19 protein-coding genes and 1 pseudogene are annotated in these 23,390 nt (G+C 53.4%); 9 read left to right on the top strand and 11 right to left on the bottom strand.

Annotation, left to right across the window (positions count from 1 at the left end; genetic code table 11):
• Positions 1-4: 4 nt before the first annotated feature.
• The 4 genes from SERAS12_RS13895 (at position 5) to dadX (ending at position 6,085) form a co-directional block, all read left to right on the top strand.
• Positions 5-1,876: a GDSL-type esterase/lipase family protein gene (locus tag SERAS12_RS13895; protein ID WP_013813249.1), complete on the top strand. Its 1,872-nt coding sequence runs from the start codon at positions 5-7 to the stop codon at positions 1,874-1,876.
• Positions 1,876-2,589 carry a hypothetical protein gene (locus SERAS12_RS13890; protein ID WP_013813248.1) on the top strand — a complete coding sequence of 238 codons (714 nt, stop codon included), beginning with the start codon at positions 1,876-1,878 and terminating at the stop codon, positions 2,587-2,589. Before SERAS12_RS13895 ends, SERAS12_RS13890 begins: the two co-directional genes overlap by 1 nt.
• 1,045 nt (positions 2,590-3,634) lie before the next feature.
• The gene (locus SERAS12_RS13885) at positions 3,635-4,939 is read left to right on the top strand and encodes a D-amino acid dehydrogenase (RefSeq protein WP_013813247.1); all 1,305 of its coding nucleotides are present in this window, start codon (positions 3,635-3,637) and stop codon (positions 4,937-4,939) included.
• A 72-nt stretch (positions 4,940-5,011) separates the two neighbouring features.
• The gene (gene dadX / locus SERAS12_RS13880; RefSeq protein ID WP_013813246.1) at positions 5,012-6,085 is read left to right on the top strand and encodes a catabolic alanine racemase DadX; all 1,074 of its coding nucleotides are present in this window, start codon (positions 5,012-5,014) and stop codon (positions 6,083-6,085) included.
• 3 nt (positions 6,086-6,088) lie between these two features.
• On the opposite strand, the gene SERAS12_RS13875 is transcribed toward dadX, so the two are convergent.
• The 6 genes from SERAS12_RS13875 to SERAS12_RS13850 form a co-directional block, all read right to left on the bottom strand.
• Positions 6,089-7,282 (bottom strand): multidrug effflux MFS transporter, encoded by a 1,194-nt coding sequence (locus tag SERAS12_RS13875; protein WP_013813245.1) that lies wholly within the window; start codon positions 7,280-7,282, stop codon positions 6,089-6,091.
• Positions 7,283-7,397: 115 nt separating this feature from the next.
• Entirely contained in the window at positions 7,398-7,958 is a 561-nt protein-coding gene (locus SERAS12_RS13870; protein WP_013813244.1) for a 3'-5' exonuclease, read from the bottom strand.
• A 63-nt stretch (positions 7,959-8,021) separates the two neighbouring features.
• On the bottom strand, positions 8,022-9,725 hold the full coding sequence (locus SERAS12_RS13865; protein WP_013813243.1) for an ABC transporter permease subunit: 1,704 nt from the start codon (positions 9,723-9,725) through the stop codon (positions 8,022-8,024).
• Positions 9,726-9,748: 23 nt separating this feature from the next.
• Complete coding sequence (locus SERAS12_RS13860; protein ID WP_013813242.1) at positions 9,749-11,257, bottom strand: ABC transporter substrate-binding protein; 1,509 nt, start codon at positions 11,255-11,257, stop codon at positions 9,749-9,751.
• A 24-nt stretch (positions 11,258-11,281) separates the two neighbouring features.
• Positions 11,282-12,064 carry an ABC transporter ATP-binding protein gene (locus tag SERAS12_RS13855; protein ID WP_013813241.1) on the bottom strand — a complete coding sequence of 261 codons (783 nt, stop codon included), beginning with the start codon at positions 12,062-12,064 and terminating at the stop codon, positions 11,282-11,284.
• A gap of 3 nt (positions 12,065-12,067) precedes the next feature.
• A complete protein-coding gene (locus SERAS12_RS13850) occupies positions 12,068-12,877 on the bottom strand; it encodes an ABC transporter ATP-binding protein (RefSeq protein ID WP_013813240.1) in 810 nt (269 codons plus the stop codon).
• A gap of 152 nt (positions 12,878-13,029) precedes the next feature.
• On the opposite strand from SERAS12_RS13850, the gene SERAS12_RS26465 reads away from it, so the two are divergent.
• On the top strand, positions 13,030-13,185 hold the full coding sequence (locus tag SERAS12_RS26465) for a hypothetical protein (protein ID WP_013813239.1): 156 nt from the start codon (positions 13,030-13,032) through the stop codon (positions 13,183-13,185).
• A 10-nt stretch (positions 13,186-13,195) separates the two neighbouring features.
• On the opposite strand, the gene SERAS12_RS13845 is transcribed toward SERAS12_RS26465, so the two are convergent.
• Positions 13,196-13,528, bottom strand: coding sequence for a hypothetical protein (locus SERAS12_RS13845; RefSeq protein ID WP_239440933.1), 333 nt, complete (start codon positions 13,526-13,528; stop codon positions 13,196-13,198).
• 1,052 nt (positions 13,529-14,580) lie between these two features.
• On the opposite strand from SERAS12_RS13845, the gene SERAS12_RS13840 reads away from it, so the two are divergent.
• Positions 14,581-16,698, top strand: coding sequence for a TonB-dependent siderophore receptor (locus SERAS12_RS13840; RefSeq protein WP_013813237.1), 2,118 nt, complete (start codon positions 14,581-14,583; stop codon positions 16,696-16,698).
• A 52-nt stretch (positions 16,699-16,750) separates the two neighbouring features.
• On the opposite strand, the gene SERAS12_RS25650 is transcribed toward SERAS12_RS13840, so the two are convergent.
• Positions 16,751-16,927 carry a GhoT/OrtT family toxin gene (locus tag SERAS12_RS25650; RefSeq protein WP_004945419.1) on the bottom strand — a complete coding sequence of 59 codons (177 nt, stop codon included), beginning with the start codon at positions 16,925-16,927 and terminating at the stop codon, positions 16,751-16,753.
• Between the two features lie 355 nt (positions 16,928-17,282).
• On the opposite strand from SERAS12_RS25650, the gene SERAS12_RS25645 reads away from it, so the two are divergent.
• Together SERAS12_RS25645 and SERAS12_RS13825 are read left to right on the top strand one after the other, a co-directional pair.
• Positions 17,283-17,441 (top strand): YqaE/Pmp3 family membrane protein, encoded by a 159-nt coding sequence (locus tag SERAS12_RS25645; protein WP_004945416.1) that lies wholly within the window; start codon positions 17,283-17,285, stop codon positions 17,439-17,441.
• 571 nt (positions 17,442-18,012) lie between these two features.
• Positions 18,013-18,231 (top strand): annotated as a pseudogene (locus SERAS12_RS13825) (alpha/beta fold hydrolase); the annotation flags it as partial.
• Positions 18,232-18,279: 48 nt separating this feature from the next.
• Here the strand turns inward: SERAS12_RS13825 and SERAS12_RS13820 are convergent.
• Positions 18,280-18,852, bottom strand: a complete 573-nt coding sequence (locus tag SERAS12_RS13820) for a type 1 glutamine amidotransferase family protein (RefSeq protein ID WP_013813236.1) — start codon at positions 18,850-18,852, stop codon at positions 18,280-18,282.
• Between the two features lie 612 nt (positions 18,853-19,464).
• On the opposite strand from SERAS12_RS13820, the gene SERAS12_RS13815 reads away from it, so the two are divergent.
• Positions 19,465-19,896, top strand: coding sequence for a GNAT family N-acetyltransferase (locus tag SERAS12_RS13815; protein ID WP_013813235.1), 432 nt, complete (start codon positions 19,465-19,467; stop codon positions 19,894-19,896).
• A gap of 28 nt (positions 19,897-19,924) precedes the next feature.
• Here SERAS12_RS13815 and SERAS12_RS13810 read toward each other — a convergent pair whose 3' ends face one another.
• Both SERAS12_RS13810 and yeaG read right to left on the bottom strand, forming a co-directional pair.
• Complete coding sequence (locus SERAS12_RS13810; RefSeq protein ID WP_013813234.1) at positions 19,925-21,196, bottom strand: YeaH/YhbH family protein; 1,272 nt, start codon at positions 21,194-21,196, stop codon at positions 19,925-19,927.
• Positions 21,197-21,260: 64 nt separating this feature from the next.
• Complete coding sequence (gene yeaG, locus SERAS12_RS13805) at positions 21,261-23,195, bottom strand: protein kinase YeaG (RefSeq protein ID WP_006325823.1); 1,935 nt, start codon at positions 23,193-23,195, stop codon at positions 21,261-21,263.
• Positions 23,196-23,390 lie beyond the last annotated feature (195 nt).

The raw sequence follows: 23,390 nt of genomic DNA, 5'->3' as shown, positions 1-23,390 counted from the left end.
AATCATGTCTAATAATGGTTTGCCAGTCACTGACGTGGTAGGGGTTTCTGTTACACTCGGGCAGCGCCGCACTGCCGGCGCATCTTCTGGAGATGCATACGCAGAGGCCGCCCAAGGCAGTGCTATTTCTGCAGCTGGGTCTGCATCAGCGGCTAAACAAGCTGAATTGGGGGCCGTAGAGGCAGCTCAGGGAATTAATGAAAAAGCAGAGCAGGTATCTATCGACGCTGATAGGGCAGAAACTGCCGCCGAGAACGCCCAGAACATCGCGGACGCCAATACCTACTATGTCACCTCAGAAGACCCTGATGGGACGATCGCCGGTTTAGCGGGCACACCTGATGGTAAGTCATTTCGTGTTGCCATTCAGGATGCAACGTTGTCTGTCGTTGCCTTCAATTACTACCTAAATAAAGGCGGTGTCGCGGAGTTCATCACCTCATATCCCAATAAGCGATATCTCGACATGGTAAGTGCGTTGGCTACATCTACCGATACGCGAACGCAAGGGTTACGGATGGAAAGCGAGTCTGTCTATCCAGGGGAATGGTTAACAGAGGATGGCGACGGACTTTTATTTTTTGGTTTTGATGGCACGACTAATGTGCCAGGAGGCGTTGTGACTAAAAGCGTAGAGACAAAAAAGATTACTGCGGTATCAGAACCTGACGATCTTTATCCTCTCGCTGAACTGACACTGGATGATGATGTTCTCTTTGCTACAGATCCCACTACCGGGCGCAAGATTTACATGGGGGAACCGTTGCATAACCATCGAGGCCCACTCGCTGGCGATTGTTTTGTAATTGGTGATTCGCTTGCTGCTTATGGCGTTGCTTGGTCAGAGGATAATAATACGGGCGAAAACCGTGCTCCATGCCTTAATGATAAAGGATTTTATACCTGGGCCATGATGCAGTCTCTTGGGCGAATCAGGGTTACAGGTATCTCAGCAACGGGTGGTTATACGGTGAGTGAAGTTTGGGCAAGTCACTTATTCAATGCGATAGCAGCGAAGCCCACTTTTTGCCCTGTAATGTGTGGTCGTAATGACATCTTACAGGGTATTGATCTTGATGAAGTCACAATACCCGCATTTGAGATGATATTCCTTCAGCTCCGCTGGGCGGGAATCATTCCTGTTGTGTGCACGATGGCAGCACAGGCGAACGGGAGTGATGACGGTCGCCGCACGAATGAGCATAAACTCAATAATTGGCTGCGTGCGTATGCACGGAGGTATCGGCTTCCATTAGTTGATTTTCATCGGTACACCGTTGATCCAACAACCGGTAGTTGGTTGCCTGGCTACAACCGTGATGCTTCACACCCCACAGGTGAAGGTGCCAAAGCAATGGGCAAGGCAATGGTCGATGGGTTGTTGCAGTGGACCGCTACTACATTTCCCCCAAGGGCTGACGAACAAATCGCTGCTGGCCTGACTGCTAACCTTCTGGCTAACCCATTATTCCTGAATAACGACGGTACGAACCCAACGGACTGGACAATAACAACGGTCGGTACTGCATCGATCAGCCAAGACCCAGCGGTAAAAGGAAATGTATGGAATTTATCTAACCATGCAGCCTCTCTTGTGGTAACTGCTGTGCCAGGGAAACGTTATCAATTTGGCGTTTTAATGAAAACTGCCGGGAGTAATTTATTTGAATGCTATGCATTGTCAGGCGGTGGCAGCTCGACAACTCATCTGGCCGGTGTCCGTAAGTGGGGCACACCAACAGATGGTTGGGTTTATTTCTGTTATGAGTTTGTAGTTCCGGAGTCTGTACCAACTATCACCTTAAAAGTTAATGCTGCGGCGTCGCAATGCTCAATTGCTGAAATAAATCTTATTGAAATTACGGAGATTGAATAATGAGAACTTATGTTCCTATACGCGGCATTCCAGGCTTGCCAAAAATAAACCCAGCAGCTGGATTACTGAGCGATACCATGATGGTGGGTTATAAGATGCTCAGTAATGAAGATTTCAGTGGTAACGGTCATCACTTTTCATACGCCGGTAGTTTTAACGAGCAGGGTGCGGTTCTGGCAAATGATGTGAATCATATAATCACCACCCCGGTATTCGAAGAAAATGAGATGACATTAATCATCTGTGAGAATATTCCAATGAGTAACCCGGTGGCATCGATTATGAGTAACTTAAAAATTGATGCATCTCCGTGGCAAGGAGTAAGGCTGACTAAATCTGCTGGTGCTGGTAAGATGACGGGGCAATTTGATATAGCAAAAACGGGCAATGCTTTAACGTCCGCAACATTGCAAATTGATAACGGCTGGATGCTGAAAGCTTACACATGGAATGGTTCGAACCTCCGAATCATTCAGCGTGCTGGCGGGTTTACTGATCAAGCGTTACCGAGCCGTGTTAAAGGAACGGTTAACCCGTTTCGGTTTAATGGCATACCGGCAAACATCGGCGGAGGAACTATAACTGGTGGTGTAGTGTCAGGGACTCTTGGCCCAGTGGTGATGTACAACGAATATATGGATGTTAACAAAGCCGTCAATTATATGGGATTGATTGCACAAATGATGGCGAGTCGAGGTGTGCCAGGGCTTTAGGGATTGGGCGGAGCTATCTCCGCCTTCTCCAGTCCCATTCGGCATGTGCCCAGATAGCAAGCATCACGCAACTTGAGATGAACATGACATCAGGCCAGCGCGTGAAGCTAGTGATAATGGAAGTAGCGGAAATCAGAGCTGCGATCCGTGTCAGCGTTTTGATGGGCATTATAAGGCCAAGACAAGGGGATTAATCAGATATGTTGAGGCTGTATCAAAAATTGTTCAAATTGGTTTCGTAGATCAATTATCTCGTATCGATCGTTGAAATCGATCGCAATTCGAATTATTTACCTGCGCTATTAATAATCAATTTTTTCCCGATGACGGGGGATGGTCATGGAGTAATGGTCGCAGGGGTGGGATGATCGGGATGGACCCCGGCTATTTAACTTGCGTATTTATTGCATGAAAAACAGGTCACTATCTTCTACAAGTCATTGATTAATATGATGCGTAATGTGGTGCTTTGTCTTACTTTGTAGTGTTTTTTTTGAGCTGAATTTATCGTATGTCATTGAATATAAATTGAATTTTTATCTTTTATGATGCTATATCAATCGTAGCTCAAACTACGCATAGGGAATAATGATATAAAGCGTAAAAATTCAACGATCTGCCCGCAACGCCTCCACAACGGTGAGCCGGGGAGATTTTGCCCTGAGTTTTTTCTGCTATGGCAGACTCGACCATCGGTAAAAGGTTATGGTGATAAAAGTCTGCTTTATTGGTTTTTTATTCTGTTTGAAGGTGCGTGTTTCATTTTTATATTCTGTTAAAGGCTTGTTGCGCATCCTGGTTTTTTTTGATGCTATCAACGCTAGCATTGATAGCATATCAGCGGCTGTTGCCCTCTAAAACTGGCCTTGGACGACATCTTATCGCTATTTATAGGTAGGTATTGCAAAAGGCGCGGCCATGAACGATAAATTAATTGTGAATGTTGTCACGTTTGATGACGAAGATGTTGGACGGATTTTTCCACTGAGTTAATTTCCTGTGAGCAGAAGATTATGCTTTTTGGAGCCTTGAGCTGGAGTCAGCGATGCGTGTGGTAATTTTAGGTAGTGGGGTGGTGGGCGTTGCCAGTGCCTGGTATTTGGCGAAGGCCGGTCACGAGGTGACGGTAATCGATCGCCAGCCTGGCCCGGCAATGGAAACCAGCGCGGCGAATGCCGGCCAAATCTCACCGGGCTATGCGGCTCCGTGGGCTGCGCCGGGTGTGCCGTTGAAAGCCATCAAATGGATGTTCCAACGCCATGCACCGTTGGCGGTGCGCCTGGATGGCAGCCGTTTCCAGTTGAGCTGGATGTGGCAAATGCTGAAAAACTGCGATACCTCACACTACATGACCAATAAAGGGCGCATGGTGCGGCTGGCGGAATACAGCCGTGACTGTATCAAGGCGCTGCGTCAGGAAACCGGCATCCAGTATGAAGGGCGTCAGGGCGGCACGCTGCAGCTGTTTCGCACCCCGCAGCAGTTCGAAAGTGCGGCGAAAGACATTGCTGTGCTGGAGGATGCGGGCGTGCCCTATAAACTGCTGGAAGCCCACCAACTGGCAACGGTTGAACCTGCGCTGGCGCAGGTCGCGCACAAGCTGACCGGCGGTCTGCAATTGCCCAATGATGAAACCGGTGACTGCCAGCTGTTTACTCAGCAACTGGCCAAGCTGGCGCAGCAGGCGGGTGTCACCTTCTTGTATAACCGCAGTGTTGATCGTCTGCTGGTCGAGGGCGATCAGATCAGCGGCGTGCAGTGCGGCGCAGAAGTGTTCAAGGCCGACAGCTACGTCGTGGCTTTCGGCTCTTACTCCACCGCGCTGTTGCGCGATCTGGTTTCGATCCCGGTTTATCCGTTGAAAGGCTATTCACTGACCATTCCTATTACGGATGAAGCTGCGGCGCCGTTCTCGACCGTTTTGGATGAAACCTACAAAATCGCCATTACCCGTTTCGACAAACGCATTCGCGTCGGTGGTATGGCGGAAATTGTTGGTTTTAATACCCAGTTGGAGCAGAAACGTCGGGAAACGCTGGAAATGGTGGTACGCGATCTCTACCCTAACGGCGGGCGGATTGAAGAGGCGACTTTCTGGACCGGTCTGCGTCCGATGACGCCGGACGGCACGCCGATTGTCGGCAAGACCTCGCTGAAAAACCTGTTCCTCAATACCGGGCACGGTACTTTGGGCTGGACCATGGCGTGCGGCTCCGGGCAATTGCTTTCCGATCTGATTTCCGGCACCACGCCTGCTATCCCTTCAGACGATCTGGCGGTGGCAAGATACAGCGCCGACTTTCGCAACGAGCACCTCACACCCTTGAACGATGTGCATCCAGCGCGTTAATCCTCTTAATTTATAATGCTGAAGTCACGGGCATTGGCCCATGATTTCAGCCGCCAGTCCGCAGGAGAATCCATGCCTCGCCCGATTACCGCCACGCTGCATCTTTCCGCTTTTGAAAATAACCTGCAGGTGGTTCGCCGTTTTGCCCCCAGCGCCAAAATTTGGTCGGTAGTAAAAGCCAATGCTTATGGCCACGGAATCAAACATGTCTGGCGTAGCCTGGAGCAAACCGACGGTTTCGCCTTGCTGGATCTCACCGAAGCCATTTTACTGCGTGAGTCCGGCTGGCAAGGGCCGATTCTGCTGCTGGAAGGTTTTTTCAAACCGCAAGATTTGGTCCTGCTCGACCGCTATCGTTTAACCACCTCGGTACACAGCGATTGGCAACTGGCAGCGATAGCGGCGGCCAAACTGTCCGCGCCGCTGGATGTTTATTTGAAAGTGAACAGCGGGATGAATCGCCTGGGCTTTTCCCCGGATCGTTTGCACAGCGTTTGGTTGCAAGCCAGGGAGATGGGCAATATCGCCAGCCTGACGTTGATGAGCCACTTTGCTACCGCCGACGGCCCGCAGGGCGTGGCAGAGCAAATGACTATCATTGAGGGTGCGACGGCTGGAATTCCGCTGCCGCGCAGCCTGGCGAATTCCGCCGCCACGTTGTGGCATCCGCAAACCCACGGCAACTGGGTACGGCCAGGCATCGTATTGTATGGGGCATCGCCAAGCGGCCAGTGGCGCGATATTGCCGACACCGGTCTGCGGCCAACCATGACGCTGAGCAGCGAAATCATTGGTATTCAGTCGTTGAAAGGCGGCGATCGAGTGGGTTACGGCTGGCGCTATAGCGCCAGTGCCGCGCAGCGTATCGGCGTGGTAGCCTGCGGTTATGCGGACGGCTATCCCCGCCATGCGCAGACCGGCACGCCGGTCTGGGTAGATGGCGTGTTGACGCGTACGGTGGGTACGGTCTCCATGGATATGCTGGCGGTTGATCTGACGCCTTGTCCACGCGCTGACATTGGTTCGGAAGTGGAACTGTGGGGGCGGCGCCTGCCGGTTGACGATGTCGCCGCAGCCGCAGGCACGCTGGGTTATGAGTTGCTGACGGCGCTGGCCGCGAGAGTGCCAGTCACCGTCGAGGCGTAAGCCTCAGGCAATTTTCTTCAACGGACTTTTAATTTGCTTGCTGCGCTGCCGTGCGTGCAGCGCCAGCAGGCAGCCCGCCAGCATGACCAACGCCAGTGACAGCTTCGGTGGCAACGGCATTGCCATTGCCAACAGGCCCAGCGCTGCACCGCCGGCCATCTGCACGAAGCCCACCAACGCCGAAGCGACGCCGGCTTCATTGGAGTACGGCTCCAGCGCATAGCTGGTTGCCGGGCCCATCACAAACGCCAGACCCGCACAGGCGCTGGCGACCGGCAGCATATACGCCAGCCAGTGGGTTTGCGCCGCGCCGGAAAGCAGGCTAACGCCCATTAACAGCCCAATGCAGCCGATTCCCATCAATACCCCACCGGTCGCCAGGCAAATCGGCCGGCCGACTTTGTGAATAATGCGGTTGGCGAAAAAGCTCACCAGCATGATCCAAAAGCCGTTGGCACCAAATACCAGCGAGAACTGCAGAGGCGTCAGCCCGGCGGTACCCATCAGTACGTTCGGTGCCAGCGAAACATAGGTTAACGCCATCCCCATTGCCCCGGCGTTCACCACGGCGAAGGACAGGAAGTTGCGATCGCTGAGGATGCGCGCATATTGCCGCACCGGCAATCCTTTGACTCTAACGGTATCCGTCGGCCGGGTTTCCGGCAGCCGCAAGGCGATCAGCACCAGCACCGCGAGGGCATAGCAAACCAGGAACCAGAATGGGGCGCGCCAGCCGAAAGCTTCCGCCAGCAACCCGCCGAGCAGCGGCGCCAGCGCAGGAATAATATTCAGCGTGCCGTTGAGAAAACCGTAGGCACGTGCAGCGTCGTCGCCGTTCAGGCGGTCACGTACGCCGCTGAACGCCACTACCGCCGTACAGCACACCGCTACGCCCTGCAGTAGGCGTGAGGCAACAAACACCGCTGGCGTGGTCGCCAGCGCCGCCATTGCCGCGCCGATTATGTAGATAACGATACCGGCCAGCGCTACCGGCTTGCGGCCATAGTTATCCACCAGCGGGCCGGCGATAACCTGCCCAAGACCCAACACCAGAATGAACAGTGAAATGGTGGACTGAATCAGCGCTTCGCTGCTATTAAGGCCAAGTGCGATAGCGGGAATGGTCGGCAGATAGAGATCGATGCCCAGCGGGCCGAGCAGCACCAGGCTAAGAAGCAGAAACAGAAATTTTTGCATAACAAAAACAGCACGTCCTAGTGACAAAGAGAGGTAGAGTAGAGATTCTGGCGCCAAATGGAAAGAGGCAAAGCACAAGCGTTCGACAGTTCGACAGGTGAATTTTCCGGCCCAATTACACGGCGGAGGCTTGGCGATAATAAAGTGCAGAAACCGTATCCGCCACGTAACGTGCCTGGTGTTTGGCGTCGTCCAGCGCCCGATGCGGTGTGCCTTCGAAGGGCCGTTCTTTCTTCGGGTTGAAGCCGTGCAGTTCAGCCAGGGTGATCACCGTTCGTACATCCTGCGTGTCCCAAAACTTCCATGGACAGGGCATTTCCAACTGCTGGAAAGCATGTTCGAGGATCGCGCAATCAAACTCTTTGCCATTCCCCCAGACCTTCACCCTGTCTGTGCTGTTCATATGGATAAAACGGCTCAGGCTGGTCAGTACGCGCTTCAGGCTTTCGGTTCCGGCAAAGGCCAGTTTGCGCGCTTCGTCAGACTGCTTTGCCCACCAGGCCACGGTATCCAGGCTGATGGTTCTGCCAGGCTGATCTTTTTGGCTGCTGACGGCGTTTTCAAATTCCGCGCCGAGCTGGCCGGTCTTGGGATCAAAAAATACGGCGGCAACCACCAGGATCACTGCGCTGGGTTTTATGTCCAGAGTTTCAATGTCTAGCATCAGATGGTGCATTGGCGGCTCTCCGCTGGCTGAGTCATCGTAATATGTTACTACAAACCGGGCGAGGATGCGCAGTCAGCCACGGCGCTGGCCTGCGGCATTCGCCAGTGTTACCGCCAACACTGCCAGCAACACCAGGGCGGCCACCGGGGTCACAACGCCCCAGGGCGCTCGTTCGATATAAGGCATAGCTTCGGCCAGCACCAGCCCCCATTCTGCGCCCGGCGGCGGAGGCCCCAGGCCGAGGAAACCCAGCGCGGCCAGCGCCAGCGCAATACCCGGCAGGCGAAGCATGGCGTGACGAAGCAACGGCGCGACTAACGCCGGCAGCAGGTAGTGCGTCAGCGTACGCAGGCGGCCTATGCCCAATACGGGGAGCATGCGGATATAGGGCTGCATACGCGCCTCCGTCAATAACGAGGCGCAGTGTGCCGCCAACGGCGCCCAACTGACCAACATCACCGCGCATGCTGCGCCGTAGGCTGAAGGACCGGTAATGGCGATGACCAACAGGCCTGCCATGATGGGCGGCGTGGCATTGGCCAGTTCAATCACCCCGCACATCAGGCGCGGCATTAACCCAAATAGCATTCCGAGGATCAGTGAAGCGAAGCTGACGGCCAGCGCCAGCAGGCTGGTGTTCACCGCGCCGTGGGCGACCCGAGCCAGAATGTCCCTGCCGGTGGCGTCGGCGCCAAAGGGTAACGCCAGGCCGGGTGGTTGCAGGCGCATATACAGGGACGAGAACGGATCGCGGATGACCCCGCTCAGTACCAGCAGACACAGCAACAGCGCGGCGATTGCGGCGACAAGATAACTGCCTTTGGCGCTATGCTGGGGTTGTGGCGCATTAGGCAGGGACGCGGCGATGCGGCCCAGCAGAAGATAATGCGCTCCCTGTGCCAGGAAACCGGCGCTGAAGGCGATCATCAGCAGAATCAGGATACCGCACTGCAGCGCAGGCAGATCCTGTGCGATGGCGGCACCTAAGGTCGCCCGACCAAGACCGGGAATGGCAAACAACTTCTCGACGGCAATGGCACCGCCGGTAAGCCCCACCAGCACCAGACCGATCTGAGGCAGCAGGGCGGGCAATGTGCGGCGCAATACCGCCAATAGACGTTGCCTCCGGGAGATACCGGCAAGGCTCCAGGTGATCAACCAGCGTTCAGAGAAGGTTGCGGCCAGCCCGTCGCTGAACAACAGTCCCAGCAATCCTCCCGCGGGCAGGCCCAGCGCCAGCGCAGGCAGAACAACGTGTTGGAGGCTTTGCCAGCCGTAGGGCGGGAACCAGCGCAACCAGACGGCGCCGACAATCAGCAACAGCGCCGCCAGCAAAAATTCCGGCAGGGAGGTCAGTGCCACGGCCAGTACGCCGGCAGGGCGCTGACCATCGCCGCGCATGCCACGCCACAGGGTTGGCAATGCCAACAACAGTGCTACTGACAGCGCTACCGTGAGCGCGCAGGCCATCAGGATCAACGACACTCCGGCGGCTTGCAGCATGCCTTCCAGCACGGGCTGACCCGAGATCCAGGAGTGACCGGCATCCCCCCGCAGCAACCCGGAAAACCATCGGCTAAGCAGCACCAGCGGCCCGTCATCCAGACCGAATCGTTGTCGAATGGCGTTCAGGGCTTCCGGCGTCGCCTCTTGCTCGCTTGAGCGAGCCCGCAGCAGGCTGAGCGCGGGGTCACGGCCGGAAATCCAGGGCATCAGACCAATGAGCAAAATCATTGCCAACAGAGCAAACAGGCGTGAGGCGAGTGGCAATAACATTTTTATCGAGCGCTTTATCACGATCAGGGCTGCCCGGCGGAAATAATGCTGCGCGGTGTCACCAGTCGGCGTTCACGCGGGTCGCGTTCTGCGTGCTGCATGGCGACGGTTTCACCCTGGATAACCCTTTCATGCAACAAGGGGATGGCCGCATGCGTGGCGAGGATGCGGCTCTCCGCCTCGATAATCGCCTGACGTCGCTGCGCGCCGGCCGGTATGGCAGCGGCCTGGGTTAATGCTTCGTCCACTTTGGGGTCACAGAGTTGAGCAATATTGAACGATCCCCGGCAGGCAAAATCGCTGTACATGTAGGCCACCGGATCGCCGGAATCCAACACGGTGGCGCGCGATAAAATGAACGCATCGAATTTGCCCGCCAACGCATCGGCTTCAATATGGGCGTATTCCCGAACCTCCTGCTTCACTGTAAAACCGGCTGCGCTGAGCTGTTGCGCCAGATAAACCGCGACTTCGGGCAGCTCTGCCCGATCGCTGAAGGTCGCCAGGGTAATGGTTTGGCCTTTTACATCCGCTGGCGGGATAGTCGGTTGCGGTTGCCGTAATGAGGCGGCCCAGGGCAATGCAGGGCCAAGCAACCCGGTGGCAATATCGGCACGACCTTCGTAGACGTTGTCCACTAACTGTTGGCGTTGAACCGCCGCCGCCGCCGCTGCGCGCACCGCCGGATCGCGGAAAGCGCCGAGGCGAGTATTCAGATACAGCGTATTGGTGCGCGGCATCGGGACTTCGTGGATCAGCCCCGCTTCAATAAGCGGCAACTGCGATACCGGCAAAGCTTCAACCAGATCGGCGCTGCCGGTACGCAGGGCGGCGGCACGCGCATTGCTGTCCGGCACAAAACTGACGTCGATCCCCGGTGCGGCGGCTTTCTCGCCCCAGTAACCGTCAAAGCGATTTAGCCGTGCGCTGCTGGTGCCGTTGATTTCTGTTAATACAAAAGCGCCGGTTCCGGCCTGCAGCGGATTGACCACGCCGTTGGCGGTGTAGGCCCGTTCAGCGAGGATCGCCAGTTGCGGGCTGGACAGCCGTTGCGGAATTAAAGGATCGGGGCGGGCTGTAGCGATCAGCACGGCATTATCGCCTTCGGCGGTGACCGACAGCTCAACGCCGTCCAGAATGCGTGGTTTTGGCGCGGCATTTATCGCTGCTGAAAGTGAGCGCACTACGCTTTGCGCCGTCATTAGGCTGCCGTCGTGGAAACTGACCCCCTGACGCAGCACAAAGCGCCAGCGGCGTTGATCTATTTGCTGCCATTCAGTCGCCAGTGCCGGCTCGGCATCGCCATTGGCGTTCAGCACCACCAGGGTTTCGGCATTGCTCCAGCGCGAGAGTTTAAAAGCATCGTCGCTCAACGGCGTTAACCCGGAGCGGGGCGGCTGTAACATGGCCAGCCGGATACGTTTTTCTTCGGTGACACTTTCTTTTGGTTTTGCAGGTTCAAAGCAGCCAGCAAGCAGCAAGCTGCCGGCTAGCAGGCAACCGGTCGGGCCAATAAAACGCGGATTCAACATGCAAAATTCCTCAGGATCTCAGGGCTAAAAGGGGGGCAATGATGGGATTGCGGCGATCAACGCACGGGTAGCGACATGCCGGGGCGATTGCAGCAGATCGTGAGTTGGGCGATCTTCCACGATGGCGCCATGGTCCATCACCAGCGTGCGGTGGCACAAGGCGGCCACCAACGAAATATCATGAGAGACCAGCAACATGCCCATCCGTTGCTGACGGGCAATACGATCGAGCAGGTTGATGATCTGCCCGCGCAAGGGCAGATCCAGACCGCTGACCGGTTCATCGGCCAGTAAAAAACGGGGTTGCAGCGCGATGGCGCGTGCCAGCGCCACCCTCTGTGCCTGCCCGCCGGAAAGCTGGTCTGGCCTGACGTACAGCAGGTGGTCATCCAGTTCGACCTGACGCAGAGCACGCTCTGCAGTGATACCCAGATCCTGCGGCAGACCGAGTTGGCGCAGCGGGGCGATAATCAGTTCGGCGACCGTATGACGTGGATTGAGCGAGGCGTGGGCGTCTTGCGGGACATACTGCACCAAACGTCGGTACCAACGCAGCTGATGAACGGGCGCTGGGCGAATCGCGGTACCCTGGCAGAAGATATGGCCGAAATCCGGCGCCTCTAGCGCTAACAACAGTTTAAGCAAGGTGGATTTGCCTGCGCCGGAACAGCCAACCAGCCCGATGCGTTCTTCGGCATGCAAATTCAGATCGGTAGGGCTAAGGCCACCAGATGCCGACGTATATTGCCGACAGACATTCTGCAGGCTGATAAAAGGCAGTGTGGCGCTGACCGGTAGGTGACTCAAGGGTTATCCCGCCATACTCATAGAGGGGGCATGACCGAATGTCGGGCGCAGTGCCGTGGCAACCAGCCGCTGAGTGTAAGGATGTACAGGCTGGCGCAACAGCTGCGCGACAGACCCGTGTTCGGCTATCGTGCCGTTCGCCAGCACGATGGCCCGTTGGCACAGGCTGGCGGCGACGGCAAGGTCGTGGGTGATAAACAGCAACGCCGGCGCTGCGGGGCGCTCGGTGTAGCGCTTCAGGATATCGATTAACTGATGCTGGCTGACCATGTCCAGCGCGGTGGTGGGTTCATCCGCTATCAGCAGGCTTTTCTCGCCGCTCAGCGCCAGCGCCGCGCAGACTCGTTGGCATTGGCCGCCGGACAATTGCCCGGGGTAGCGCATCATGATGATCTCCGGCGGCAGGCCCAGCGCAGTCAAGAGTTCTGTAGCGCAGCGTTGGGCGTGTTCTTTGCTCATGCCGCTCCGGCCACGCAGAGCCATGATCAGTTGCTTACCCACGGTGGTCAGAGGGTTGAGGCTGGTAAAAGGATCTTGAAAAATGGCCGCCAGCGAGAGGGACTTGCGCTGTTGCAAACGTTGGCCGCTGATTTCTTGCCCGAGTAGCCGTATCGATCCGCTGAGTTCGGCACCGTTCGGCAGCGTGCCCAAAATGGCGGCGGCGGTAAGTGACTTGCCTGAGCCGGATGCGCCAAGCAGGCACAGCCGCTCGCCGGCATGTAGGGTGAAGTTCAGATCGCTGATTTTGACTTCCCCGTTAATCGACAGTGTCAATTGTTCTACAGTGAGTAACGGCGGGTTTTGGTTTTCCATTAGCGTGTCTGTATGAGGTGGTTATGATATGTAATAACATAACATTCGTTGGCGAGAAATGACCAGCAGATTTCTGAAATACTTTGAAATAGTCTAAAGCAGGAAAATCAAGGTATGATGCTCAAGGTATTGTTGTCAGGTTGGTTCTATCGGTGAGAACGTTTATTTTTATTCTGTGCATGGCCGGCTATGTGCTGGTGCTGGGTTATCTTGGTGTTTACGTCACCGATAAGTTGTGCGAACAATCCAGTAACTACACCAAGCTGTGCCGTATGGTGGATATCTCCGAGCCGCATATCCCAAAATAAACGACTGCCGTCAACCCAGATAATCGGTAGTGATCATCGGCGTCAGTACCCCGGACAAGCCGGCCAACGTAGCCCATTGCCGCCAGCCCAAGCGCGCCAGCCAATCCTGACGCAACCGCGGTGTCGCGAGTTGCCCCAGTGCAACCGTGCCGGTGAGCAAGACCGTCAGAATCACGAAAACCAACCCGCGGCTCCAGGAATTAAATTCGATATGCAACACGTTAGCGTAATACAGCCGCATCAGAATAAAATAGGCCAGCATCAGCCAGGCAAAATGCGTTCGTTTTTTCAGCAAATGGTAGAGCATAAAAGCGATGAACAGGCTGTGAAACCATGAGATCATTGGCGATTCAATAGGATGCCTGACGCAGACGTTATACACTGCCAGGTAGATATTAAAGATCAACAGCGTATAGACGGCATATATATACCAACCATAGATGACTTTGAGTTTTTGGGTGTTCGGTGAGATAGGGCAATAGTCCGGTATCATTGGGGCCTCCTGAGCTGAATAGCGTTATAACACCGAATAGCTAAATGAAAATTAAACGCCAAACGGGCTTTATTTTACCCCAAAATGGGAACTAACTGGCCCTTGCCGGGTCTGTTCAAACAATAACGGCCAGGGCGTTTTCAGCGAAAGAGTAATGGCAGATAGTGAGATGAAGAACTATAAAAACAGTCGTTCGACAGTATGTTTACTGGTTGCCACGTTGGGACTTTATTTTTTCCTGCCACCGACGCTCATGGCCTTGTTCTGCCAATGGTTTAATTTGAATCCCTTCTTTCTTATCAGGTCCTGGCATCTTAATCCCTTCTCTGCTGCCAGGGGTATTCCGCTCTATCAAACCGTTGTGCCCATATTAGTAGTATGGTTTTCAATCAATGCCCTGGTGGCGGCCACTTTTTTTGCGATATTGGGTTTATATCGTTGGCTTGGCAGAACAAAGCATTGATGCCCCACCGTTGTGCGCTGACAAAAAGGGGTAGATAAAAAGCACTTTACAACAGATAATGATATTCGTTATCATTTGATGGTCGGTAAGGGGTAGAAGGATTGTCTCCTTATGTGCCACCCAAGCCGGCACGACATTGCTCACATTGCTTCCAATATTTGTTGCCAGCCTCGCGCTGGCATTTTTTTACTTCTTTTATTTCAGATTGCTGACTCAGGTCACTCCCTTGGCTTTTCAGCGACGATGAAACATTTTCCCGGCTCATAGAAAGCGACATCATGCTTGAAATTTTTTATCGATAAAGATAATAATTATCATTAATATTATCTTTTTGTTGCATTCAGTGCGCCGATAGATCCGCTGCGGACGTTGTCAGCCAGCGCTGCTGACAGAGAAGCTTATTCGGCGTGATTTTGGGTATTTACCAGGGGTTACAGAGATGTCGATGCATTTTCCGGTCAAACGATCGCGTATGTTCTGCGCGCTAGCCATGTTCCTGCCGCTAACATCGTTAGCTGAGGATACTTTGGTTGTCACTGCCAAATCTGCCGATACGGCGGAGGCGGCGACGCAGGGCTATCAGGCTACGACCAGCCAGGGCGCGACGAAAACCGACAGACCGTTAGTCCTGACGGCCCAGTCGATCTCGGTAGTGACTCGGCAGCAGATGACCGACCAGAATGCCCAGACGGTTAACGATACGCTGAAATATGCTCCGGGCGTCTTCACCAATTTTTCCGGTGGGGCCACTCGCTATGACACCATTGCATTGCGCGGCTTTCATGGCGGTGACGTCAATAACACTTTCCTCGATGGCCTGCGTCTGTTGAGTGACGGTGGTACCTATAACGCCTTGCAGGTTGATCCCTGGTTCCTGGAACGTGTCGACGTCATCAAAGGCCCTTCTTCGGTGATGTACGGGCAAAGCATTCCGGGTGGATTGGTCGCGCTGACGTCCAAGCGGCCTCAGTTCGCCACGGAAGGGCACGTTAACCTGATGGCTGGCAACAATAGTACTCAGGGCGGCGCCTTCGATGTGACCGGGCCACTGTCTGAACAGTGGGCTTACAGGCTGACCGGCATGACGCGCAGCAGCGAAACCATGTACGACCATCAGCGTGAAGAGCGCTATGCCGTCGCCCCCTCATTGCTGTGGCAGCCGGATGAAAATACCTCGCTGTTGCTCAAAGCCTACCTGCAGAAGGATCCTTCCGGCGGTTACCACAGCGCCGTGCCGGCCGATGGCAGCCTCTATTCCAGTTCGGGCGATAAACTGGGGCGCGGATTCTTTGACGGTGAGAGCAGCCGGAATGTGTTCAAGCGCTGGGAGCAGATCTACAGCTATGCTTTCTCCCACAGTTTTAACGACGTCTGGTCTTTCCGTCAGAATGCCAGTTACACCCATTCCAATGTTGAGTTGCAACAGGTGTATCAGATTGGCTGGAATGACGATCACCGTCTGCTGAACCGTTATTACAGCGGTTCTGCCACGTCGCTGGACGCCTTTGCCGTCGATAACCAACTGGAAGCCGATTTTACCACCGGGGCGCTGGATCATAAGGTCATGCTGGGGCTGGATTACCAGCGCTTTCGCAATAATTTGTGGGAAGAGTCTGCCGCGGCATCGCAATTGAATCCTTATACCGGTGTGTCCGGCGGGGCGGCGTTAACCGGCCTGACGCATACCGACTCCAGGCGCCACTACGAGCAGAGCGGCGTTTATCTACAGGATGAAATCAGCTTACAGAACTGGTATCTGAACCTGTCCGGCCGCTTCGATCGCATCGAGTCTAAAAATACGACGCTCAACACCGGCACCAGCGATGCACGCAGCGATGATAACTTCAGCGGCCGTGCTTCCCTGTTGTATCACTTTGATAACGGTCTTTCACCTTACGCCAGCTACAGTACGGCGGTAACGCCTGAGGCGCTGCCCGATCAAAACGGACACATGCTGAAACCGAGCACTAGTGAACAGTATGAGGTGGGGTTGAAATATCAGCCGCCAGGCAGTTCATCGATTTACAGCGTGGCATTGTACGATTTGACGCAAAAAGATGTCGCCAACCGGGTGGTACAGCAAAGTTATTATCTGCCGGCTGGTAAAGTGCATTCGCAGGGGATTGAACTGGAAGCGCGCAGCAAGATCACCGAACGTTTCGATCTGATTGCCGGCTACAGCTACAACAAAGTGAAGTTTAAAGACGCGATCGATGGCAACAACGGCAATACGCCGTATCTGGCCCCCGACCAAATGGCTTCTCTATGGGGCAAATACGCGGCTGGATTAGGCGTGGATCTTGGCGCTGGTGTGCGTTATATCGGCAAGCAGTGGGCAGACAATGAAAATACGCTGCGCATTCCTTCGGTGACGCTGGTGGATGCTTCGGTGAGGATGAATCTGGGCAGCGTGAACCCATCAATGAAAGGCGCCTACGTTCAGTTGAACGTCAATAATCTGACCGACAGGAAATACGTCGCGGCCTGTTATGGCACCGGTTATTGCTATTGGGGGGCGGAACGTTCTGTGGTGGCGACTCTGGGGTACGATTTCTGAGGAAAGGGGCAGTATCGCCCCGTCGCTTTGCCGACGGGGTGGTCTTACATCGCTAGAACAGGGAGAAAAGCAACACCACCGGCAGGCTTAGCGGCCAGGTCAAACCAATCGTCAACGCGCTGATAAAACGAATTTTGATGGTATCCCGGCTGACTAAATAGGTAAAAACCATAGAAACTAAAAGGCCTATTAAATAGAAATATTGCGTTGCAACCCACAGCGGTGACATGAAACCTATCCCAGTTGTATTTTTAAGCCGCGAATTTTAGGGGCTTAATTCCACATAATCAATGCTTATTAGTTGTTTATTTAGTTTATTATTCATAACCACATTATTAATGTTGTTATGAGGCTTCGCTGCGCACGGGGCGGCTCCTGTTGGCGATAAGGGGAGATATCAGGACATAGGTTTACCCACAAGGGATACTCAGGAATCTTTGGTAGAGGAAATTGTTCGGCTGCCGTATTGGCGAAGCGGAAGAACATAATTACCCACCGCTCGCGGTTACCCAATTAATCGGATATTTGAAAGTGTTTAGCAGATATAATATGTTGGTAGACCTTGGAGAAAATGAGGAGAGAGTATGAGCTTTTGGAGAATCGTATTTACCATTATTCTACCGCCGCTGGGTGTGTTGCTTGATAAAGGTATCGGCGGGGCTTTTATCCTCAACATTATCCTGACTGTGTTAGGCTATTTCCCTGGTTTGATTCATGCCTTCTGGATCCAGACTAAACAGTAGTGGTGCCATCATCTGGCCCAGCCGTTTTGCACTGGGGGACATGTTCATGTAGTCCGAGACTCTCAACCCTGGTATGCGTTCGCATGCCGGGGTTTTTTACGTCGCTCAGCCGTCTAATAAATGTTGAGGCCGTAGACAAACAACCATGAAAAAAGCATCGCCAACAGGCTTACGATGAAAAGGATGGAGATCATTTCCTTCACGTGAAAATTCCCTTTTGATATTTTGTTGTTTTGCTTGCTATTGTTTTTTCATGGGATTTTATATCTTAATGGGTAAAAATCCTAGTTTTAAAGTGGTTTTTATGCTGATTTGCAACTGCGTTTAGACTTGGTTATGGGAAGTGTCTGCGCGGGCATGTCATCAGAAATCCGGGAAATGACTCGGGGCGAATGGAACGTCATGAGGAGGGGGCCAGCCGCGTTAACTATTCGGAATCTGCTGTGGTGAACTATATATCATAGGTCTAAACGGCGTTTGACCTTGCACAGGTGGGCAGGCGTAACGCCGTCTTCCTAAAAAAGGAATCAGGCATGAGTCCAAAACCTACAGGAGTCCTGGTGCATGGATTACTGTAGGTAACGTTATCAATGAGCCTGCGTGGAAGCACAAACCTTCCTGGTACCAAATGTCCAGCGATGACCGGATGATTTCGCCTGAGAATCAGCAGCGCATGTCGGCCCGGCTGAACGCTAAAAAAGTGATTACGTTGAATGCCAGCCATGCGTCGCTTGCCTCACACCCACAAGAAGTGGTCGCTTTGATTGATGAGGCGGCGGGCACCTCATGAAATATCCTTGCCAAAGCCTTGCGACAGCGTTTTTTTGCCGCAGGCCGGTTAAACCGGCTTGCTGTGTTCGGCCGCGTGCATCGCCAAATAGGCTTTAAGATTCTCGTCGTTGAAACCAAAGACTCCAAGGATCTCGGCCATAAAGCTGACAGGGGCGGTGCCGGGCGCGGTGACGACGCGTTGATCGGCAACGGCATAAGGCACATCCTGATAGTACGCGGCTCCCGCATAGTTCAGTTGCGACAGATTTTCCGCTGAATTGGAAGTATGGCGAAGATTATCGAGCACGCCCGACTGTGCCAATACGCGAGTTCCATCGCAAATACCGGCGACGACGATGCTTTTTTGGTGAGCCTCGGCGACCAACGCTGTGATGTCTGGCGCCTGTCCACTTTGCCATGCCGTGCCGCCGCAGACGATCAACAGGTCTACCTCGTCGAGGTTGATGGCTTCAATTGATAACTGTGGGGTAATTAGCATCCCCCCAGAGGAAACGATGGGGGTGGCTTTAGGCGAAGCAAAACGGGTATCGAAACCGTAATAGCCTCGACAAGTGGAGTTGATCAGAGCGGTTTCCCAATCGGAGAAATTATCGGTAAGAAGAGTTATGGTACGTGTCATTGGCGTGTATTTCCCTATGATGCTGAAAATGGCCCGCGGAATTGTTTGCCGCAGGATCCCAAGCTTAATGGGCGCTACTGTCAATTTCTGGCAGGGGTGATTTTTCCTGGCGTTAAAAAGATCCCGCACGACGGCGGGATTAAGGGATGATAGCTAGCTATTGGATTTTATTCTGGTTATGAGGTGATGTGAGCCTTCAGAAGGTGACAGTAACCCACGGAAATTTTATGGACAAGTGAAAGGTTCAACGCGCTGTATGTATCAGAATATCCTCAAAGAGGGGGGTTACGCGGTGGTGGGGCAGCTTGTAAGCGTTACTGTGAGACCACTTCCTTGTGGATAGTCGTCCTAACGTCGTTTCCGCTTGGTGTTGAAAGTACTTGTTCTTCTTTGCCGCCAATAGAGGACAAAGGAAAATACGACAACTGCCATCAAAACGACGATGATTGCGATTGGAAGTAGTTCCATAGCACTCACCTGAGATTGCAATTTGGCAACCCATTAAATAGGAATATTCCCAATCCAAGCAATGAACAACGCGTAAAGATAACGTAATTAGGAATTACCTCAGCGGTGACTGCGCTAATGGAAAGAAAGAAGAGGATTGGAAAAATGATTTTTCGCCTTGCAACAATGCAGGATATTAATGTGTTGATCGGTTTTGATACCCTCGCATCGCATGATCTGCACCGTCACACCGAGATCCGTGAGTGGTGCGAGGCCGGTGTCTGCCATGTTGCAGAACTTGCTGGCGAAATAGTGGCTTATGGTGTGCTGCACTATCACTTTTACGGTTATGGGTTTATCGAAATTCTTATGGTCGATGAGCGGTTCCGGCGCAGAGGCGTGGGGCGAAAGTTACTCGAACAATTAAAATCGCTTTGTGAACGCCCCAAGCTTTTTACCTCAACTAACGGTTCGAACTTACCCATGAAGACGCTGTTACTGGAAGCCGGCTTTACCGAGAGCGGTTGTATTGAAAACCTGGATGAAAACGATCCTGAGAGGGTGTTCTTTTTTCCTGTAAAAGGAACAGCCAGCTAACAAGATTAGCTGGCTGTTTTAATAAATATTATGCCGTTTGCTTATGGAAAAGCTCGCGGAATACCGGATAAATATCGTCCGGCTCACGGATATGCTGCATGGCAAAGTTATCGAATTTGGCCTGCAGGTCTTCATATTCACGCCACAGCGTTTGGTGAGCGCGACGGGTGATTTCAATGTAGCTGTAATAGCGCACCATCGGCAGCAGTTTTTTCGCCAACAGTTCGTGGCACAGCGGTGAATCATCGGCCCAGTTATCGCCATCCGAGGCTTGTGCGGCATAAATGTTCCATTGAGCCGGGTCGTAACGCTCTTCAACCACTTCATTCATCAGTTTTAGCGCGCTGGAAACGATAGTGCCGCCGGTTTCCTGCGAGTAGAAGAACTCCTGTTCATCCACTTCCTTCGCCTGGGTGTGGTGGCGGATATACACCACGTCGACGTTTTTATAGGTTCTGCTCAGGAACAGATAGAGCAGGATATAGAAACGTTTGGCCATGTCCTTGGTTGCCTGATCCATCGAGCCGGAAACGTCCATCAGGCAGAACATTACCGCCTGGCTGGAAGGTTCAGGACGACGTTCATAGTTCTTGTAACGTAAATCAAAAGTATCGATAAAGGGCACGCTTTCGATTTTTTTGCGCAGTTCGGCAATTTCTTTGCGCAGCCGCTCCTCTTCCAGCAATTGTACCGGTTCGGTGTTTTCCAACTGGGTGAGCTCGTCTTCCAGCTCATGCAAGGCACGCCGCTTTCCGGCGGTCATGGCGGTACGTCGCGCCAGTGAGTTTTGCAGCGAACGCACCACGCTGATATTGGCCGGCACGCCGTTGGCGGTGTAACCGGCCCGATGAGTTTTGTACTCGGTAAGCTGCTTATACTGATTTTTTTTCAGGTTCGGCAGCGCCAAATCTTCAAACAGCAGATCAAGGTATTCGTCTTTGGATATCTGAAAAACGAATTCATCCTCGCCTTCGCCATCCTGGCTGGCGTTCCCCTGACCGCCGCCACCGCCACTGCCGCCGCCCTGAGGGCGCTCGACACGGTCATTCTGCACAAAATGGTCGTTACCTGGATGAACGCGGTGGCGAGTGCCACCGCGGCCTTGATGAAACATAGGCTCGTTGATATCGCCATTGGGGATTGAAACCGACTCCCCGCTGTCCACGTCGGTGACCGAACGCTTGTTGATGGCTTCGGCAATCGACTGTTTGATTTGCGACTTGTAGCGGCGCAAGAAGCGCTGGCGGTTCACCATGCTCTTGTTTTTGCCGTTAAGCCGTCGGTCAATAAAATACGCCATACTTCCCCCAAACGACGTTGCCAACTTTCTACGCCATCTCCATGACGCTAATTCTCATTAGCCGTTATGAAGACTTTCTGACCCGCAGATACCATTCACACAGCAGGCGAACCTGTTTGCGGGTGTAGCCTTTTTCCATCATACGGTCGACGAAGTCGTCATGTTTCTTCTGCTCATCCGTTGAGGTTTTAGCGTTAAACGAAATCACCGGCAGCAACTCTTCGGTGTTCGAGAACATTTTCTTCTCGATCACGGTACGCAGCTTCTCATAGCTGGTCCAGTTAGGGTTACGGCCACTATGATTAGCACGGGCACGCAGCACGAAGTTGACTATTTCGTTGCGGAAATCTTTCGGATTGCTGATGCCGGCCGGTTTTTCGATTTTCTCCAGTTCAGCGTTCAGGGATTCGCGATCGAACAGCTGGCCGGTATCCGGATCACGGTACTCTTGATCCTGGATCCAGAAGTCTGCATAGGTCACGTAGCGGTCAAAAATGTTTTGACCGTATTCCGAATAGGATTCCAGATAGGCGGTCTGGATCTCTTTACCGATAAATTCGGCGTATTTCGGGATCAGATAGCCTTTCAGGTGTTCCAGATATTTTTCTGACTGATCCTGCGGGAACTGTTCACGCTCGATCTGCTGTTCCAGTACGTAGAACAGGTGCACCGGGTTAGCGGCTACCTCGGCGTGATCGAAGTTGAATACCCGCGACAGGATTTTGAACGCGAAACGGGTGGACAGGCCATTCATGCCCTCATCGACCCCGGCGTAGTCGCGGTATTCCTGGTACGACTTGGCTTTTGGATCGGTGTCCTTCAGGCTTTCACCGTCATAGACGCGCATCTTCGAGTAAATGCTCGAGTTTTCTGGCTCTTTCAGGCGAGAGAGCACGGTAAAGCGTGCCAGCGTCTCCAGCGTACCGGGGGCGCAAGGCGCATGGGTCAGTTCGCTGTGATCCAGAAGTTTGTCGTAGATTTTCATCTCTTCCGACACCCGTAGGCAGTATGGCACCTTGACGATATAAACACGGTCAAGGAAGGCCTCGTTGTTTTTGTTGTTGCGGAAAGTCACCCACTCGGATTCGTTGGAGTGAGCCAGAATAATTCCGCTGAACGGCAGGGCAGAGATACCTTCGGTACCGTTATAGTTACCTTCCTGGGTAGCCGTAAGGAGAGGATGCAGCACCTTGATCGGCGCTTTGAACATCTCTACGAACTCCATAATCCCCTGGTTGGCGCGGCACAGGGCGCCGGAATAGCCGTAGGCATCCGGATCGTTCTGGGCGTGGTTCTCCAGTTTACGGATGTCCACTTTACCGACCAACGCAGAGATGTCCTGGTTATTCTCATCACCCGGTTCCGTTTTGGCGATGGCTATCTGTTCCAGAATGGAAGGGCGCACTTTCACTACTTTGAATTTGGTGATGTCGCCACCAAATTCATGCAGGCGTTTTGCGGCCCACGGCGACATGATAGTGCCGAGGTAGCGGTTCGGGATGTTGTATTCTTTTTCGAGAATATTGGCGTCTTCCTGCGGGTTAAACAGGCACAGCGGATGGTCGTTGACCGGGCTGCGTTCGCCGTTGGCGCTCAGAGTGTAAATCGGCACGCGTTGCATCAGCGCTTTCAGGCGTTCTGCCAGCGATGATTTCCCGCCGCCCACCGGGCCCAACAGGTAAAGAATTTGTTTCTTCTCTTCGAGCCCCTGCGCGGCGTGTTTCAGGTAAGAAACTATTTGTTCGATAGCTTCTTCCATACCGTAGAACTCTTCGAAAGCCGGATAGCGTGCGATCACGCGGTTGGAGAACAGGCGTGACATGCGTGACTCAAGTGCGGTGTCGACCATAACAGGTTCACCGATAGCCATTAGCAGACGTTCGGCCGCATTGGCATACGCACTGCGATCTTGCCGGCAAATGGTAAGAAATTCCTGCAGTGTGAACTCTTCGTCCTTGGCAGCTTCATAGCGCTGGCGATAGTGGTCAAATATGTTCATGATGCCCGTCCTTTTCGTTATTAGCACAGGTTAAAGGGAGCTGGTGATAGTCTTTTGGCTCCCGAAAGAAGAAGTTATTACCTGAGTACAGCAACCCGTATGCCAACTTGATACGCTTATTATCGCGAGTTGCGTTGTATTGCCACTGGGCCCAGGATAAATTCGCCTTCTGATTAAGCTTAGTTGGCATACCGG

Source organism: Serratia sp. AS12, assembly GCF_000214195.1.
Lineage (GTDB): Bacteria > Pseudomonadota > Gammaproteobacteria > Enterobacterales > Enterobacteriaceae > Serratia > Serratia plymuthica.
This window is presented reverse-complemented; position numbering and strand designations above follow the sequence as displayed.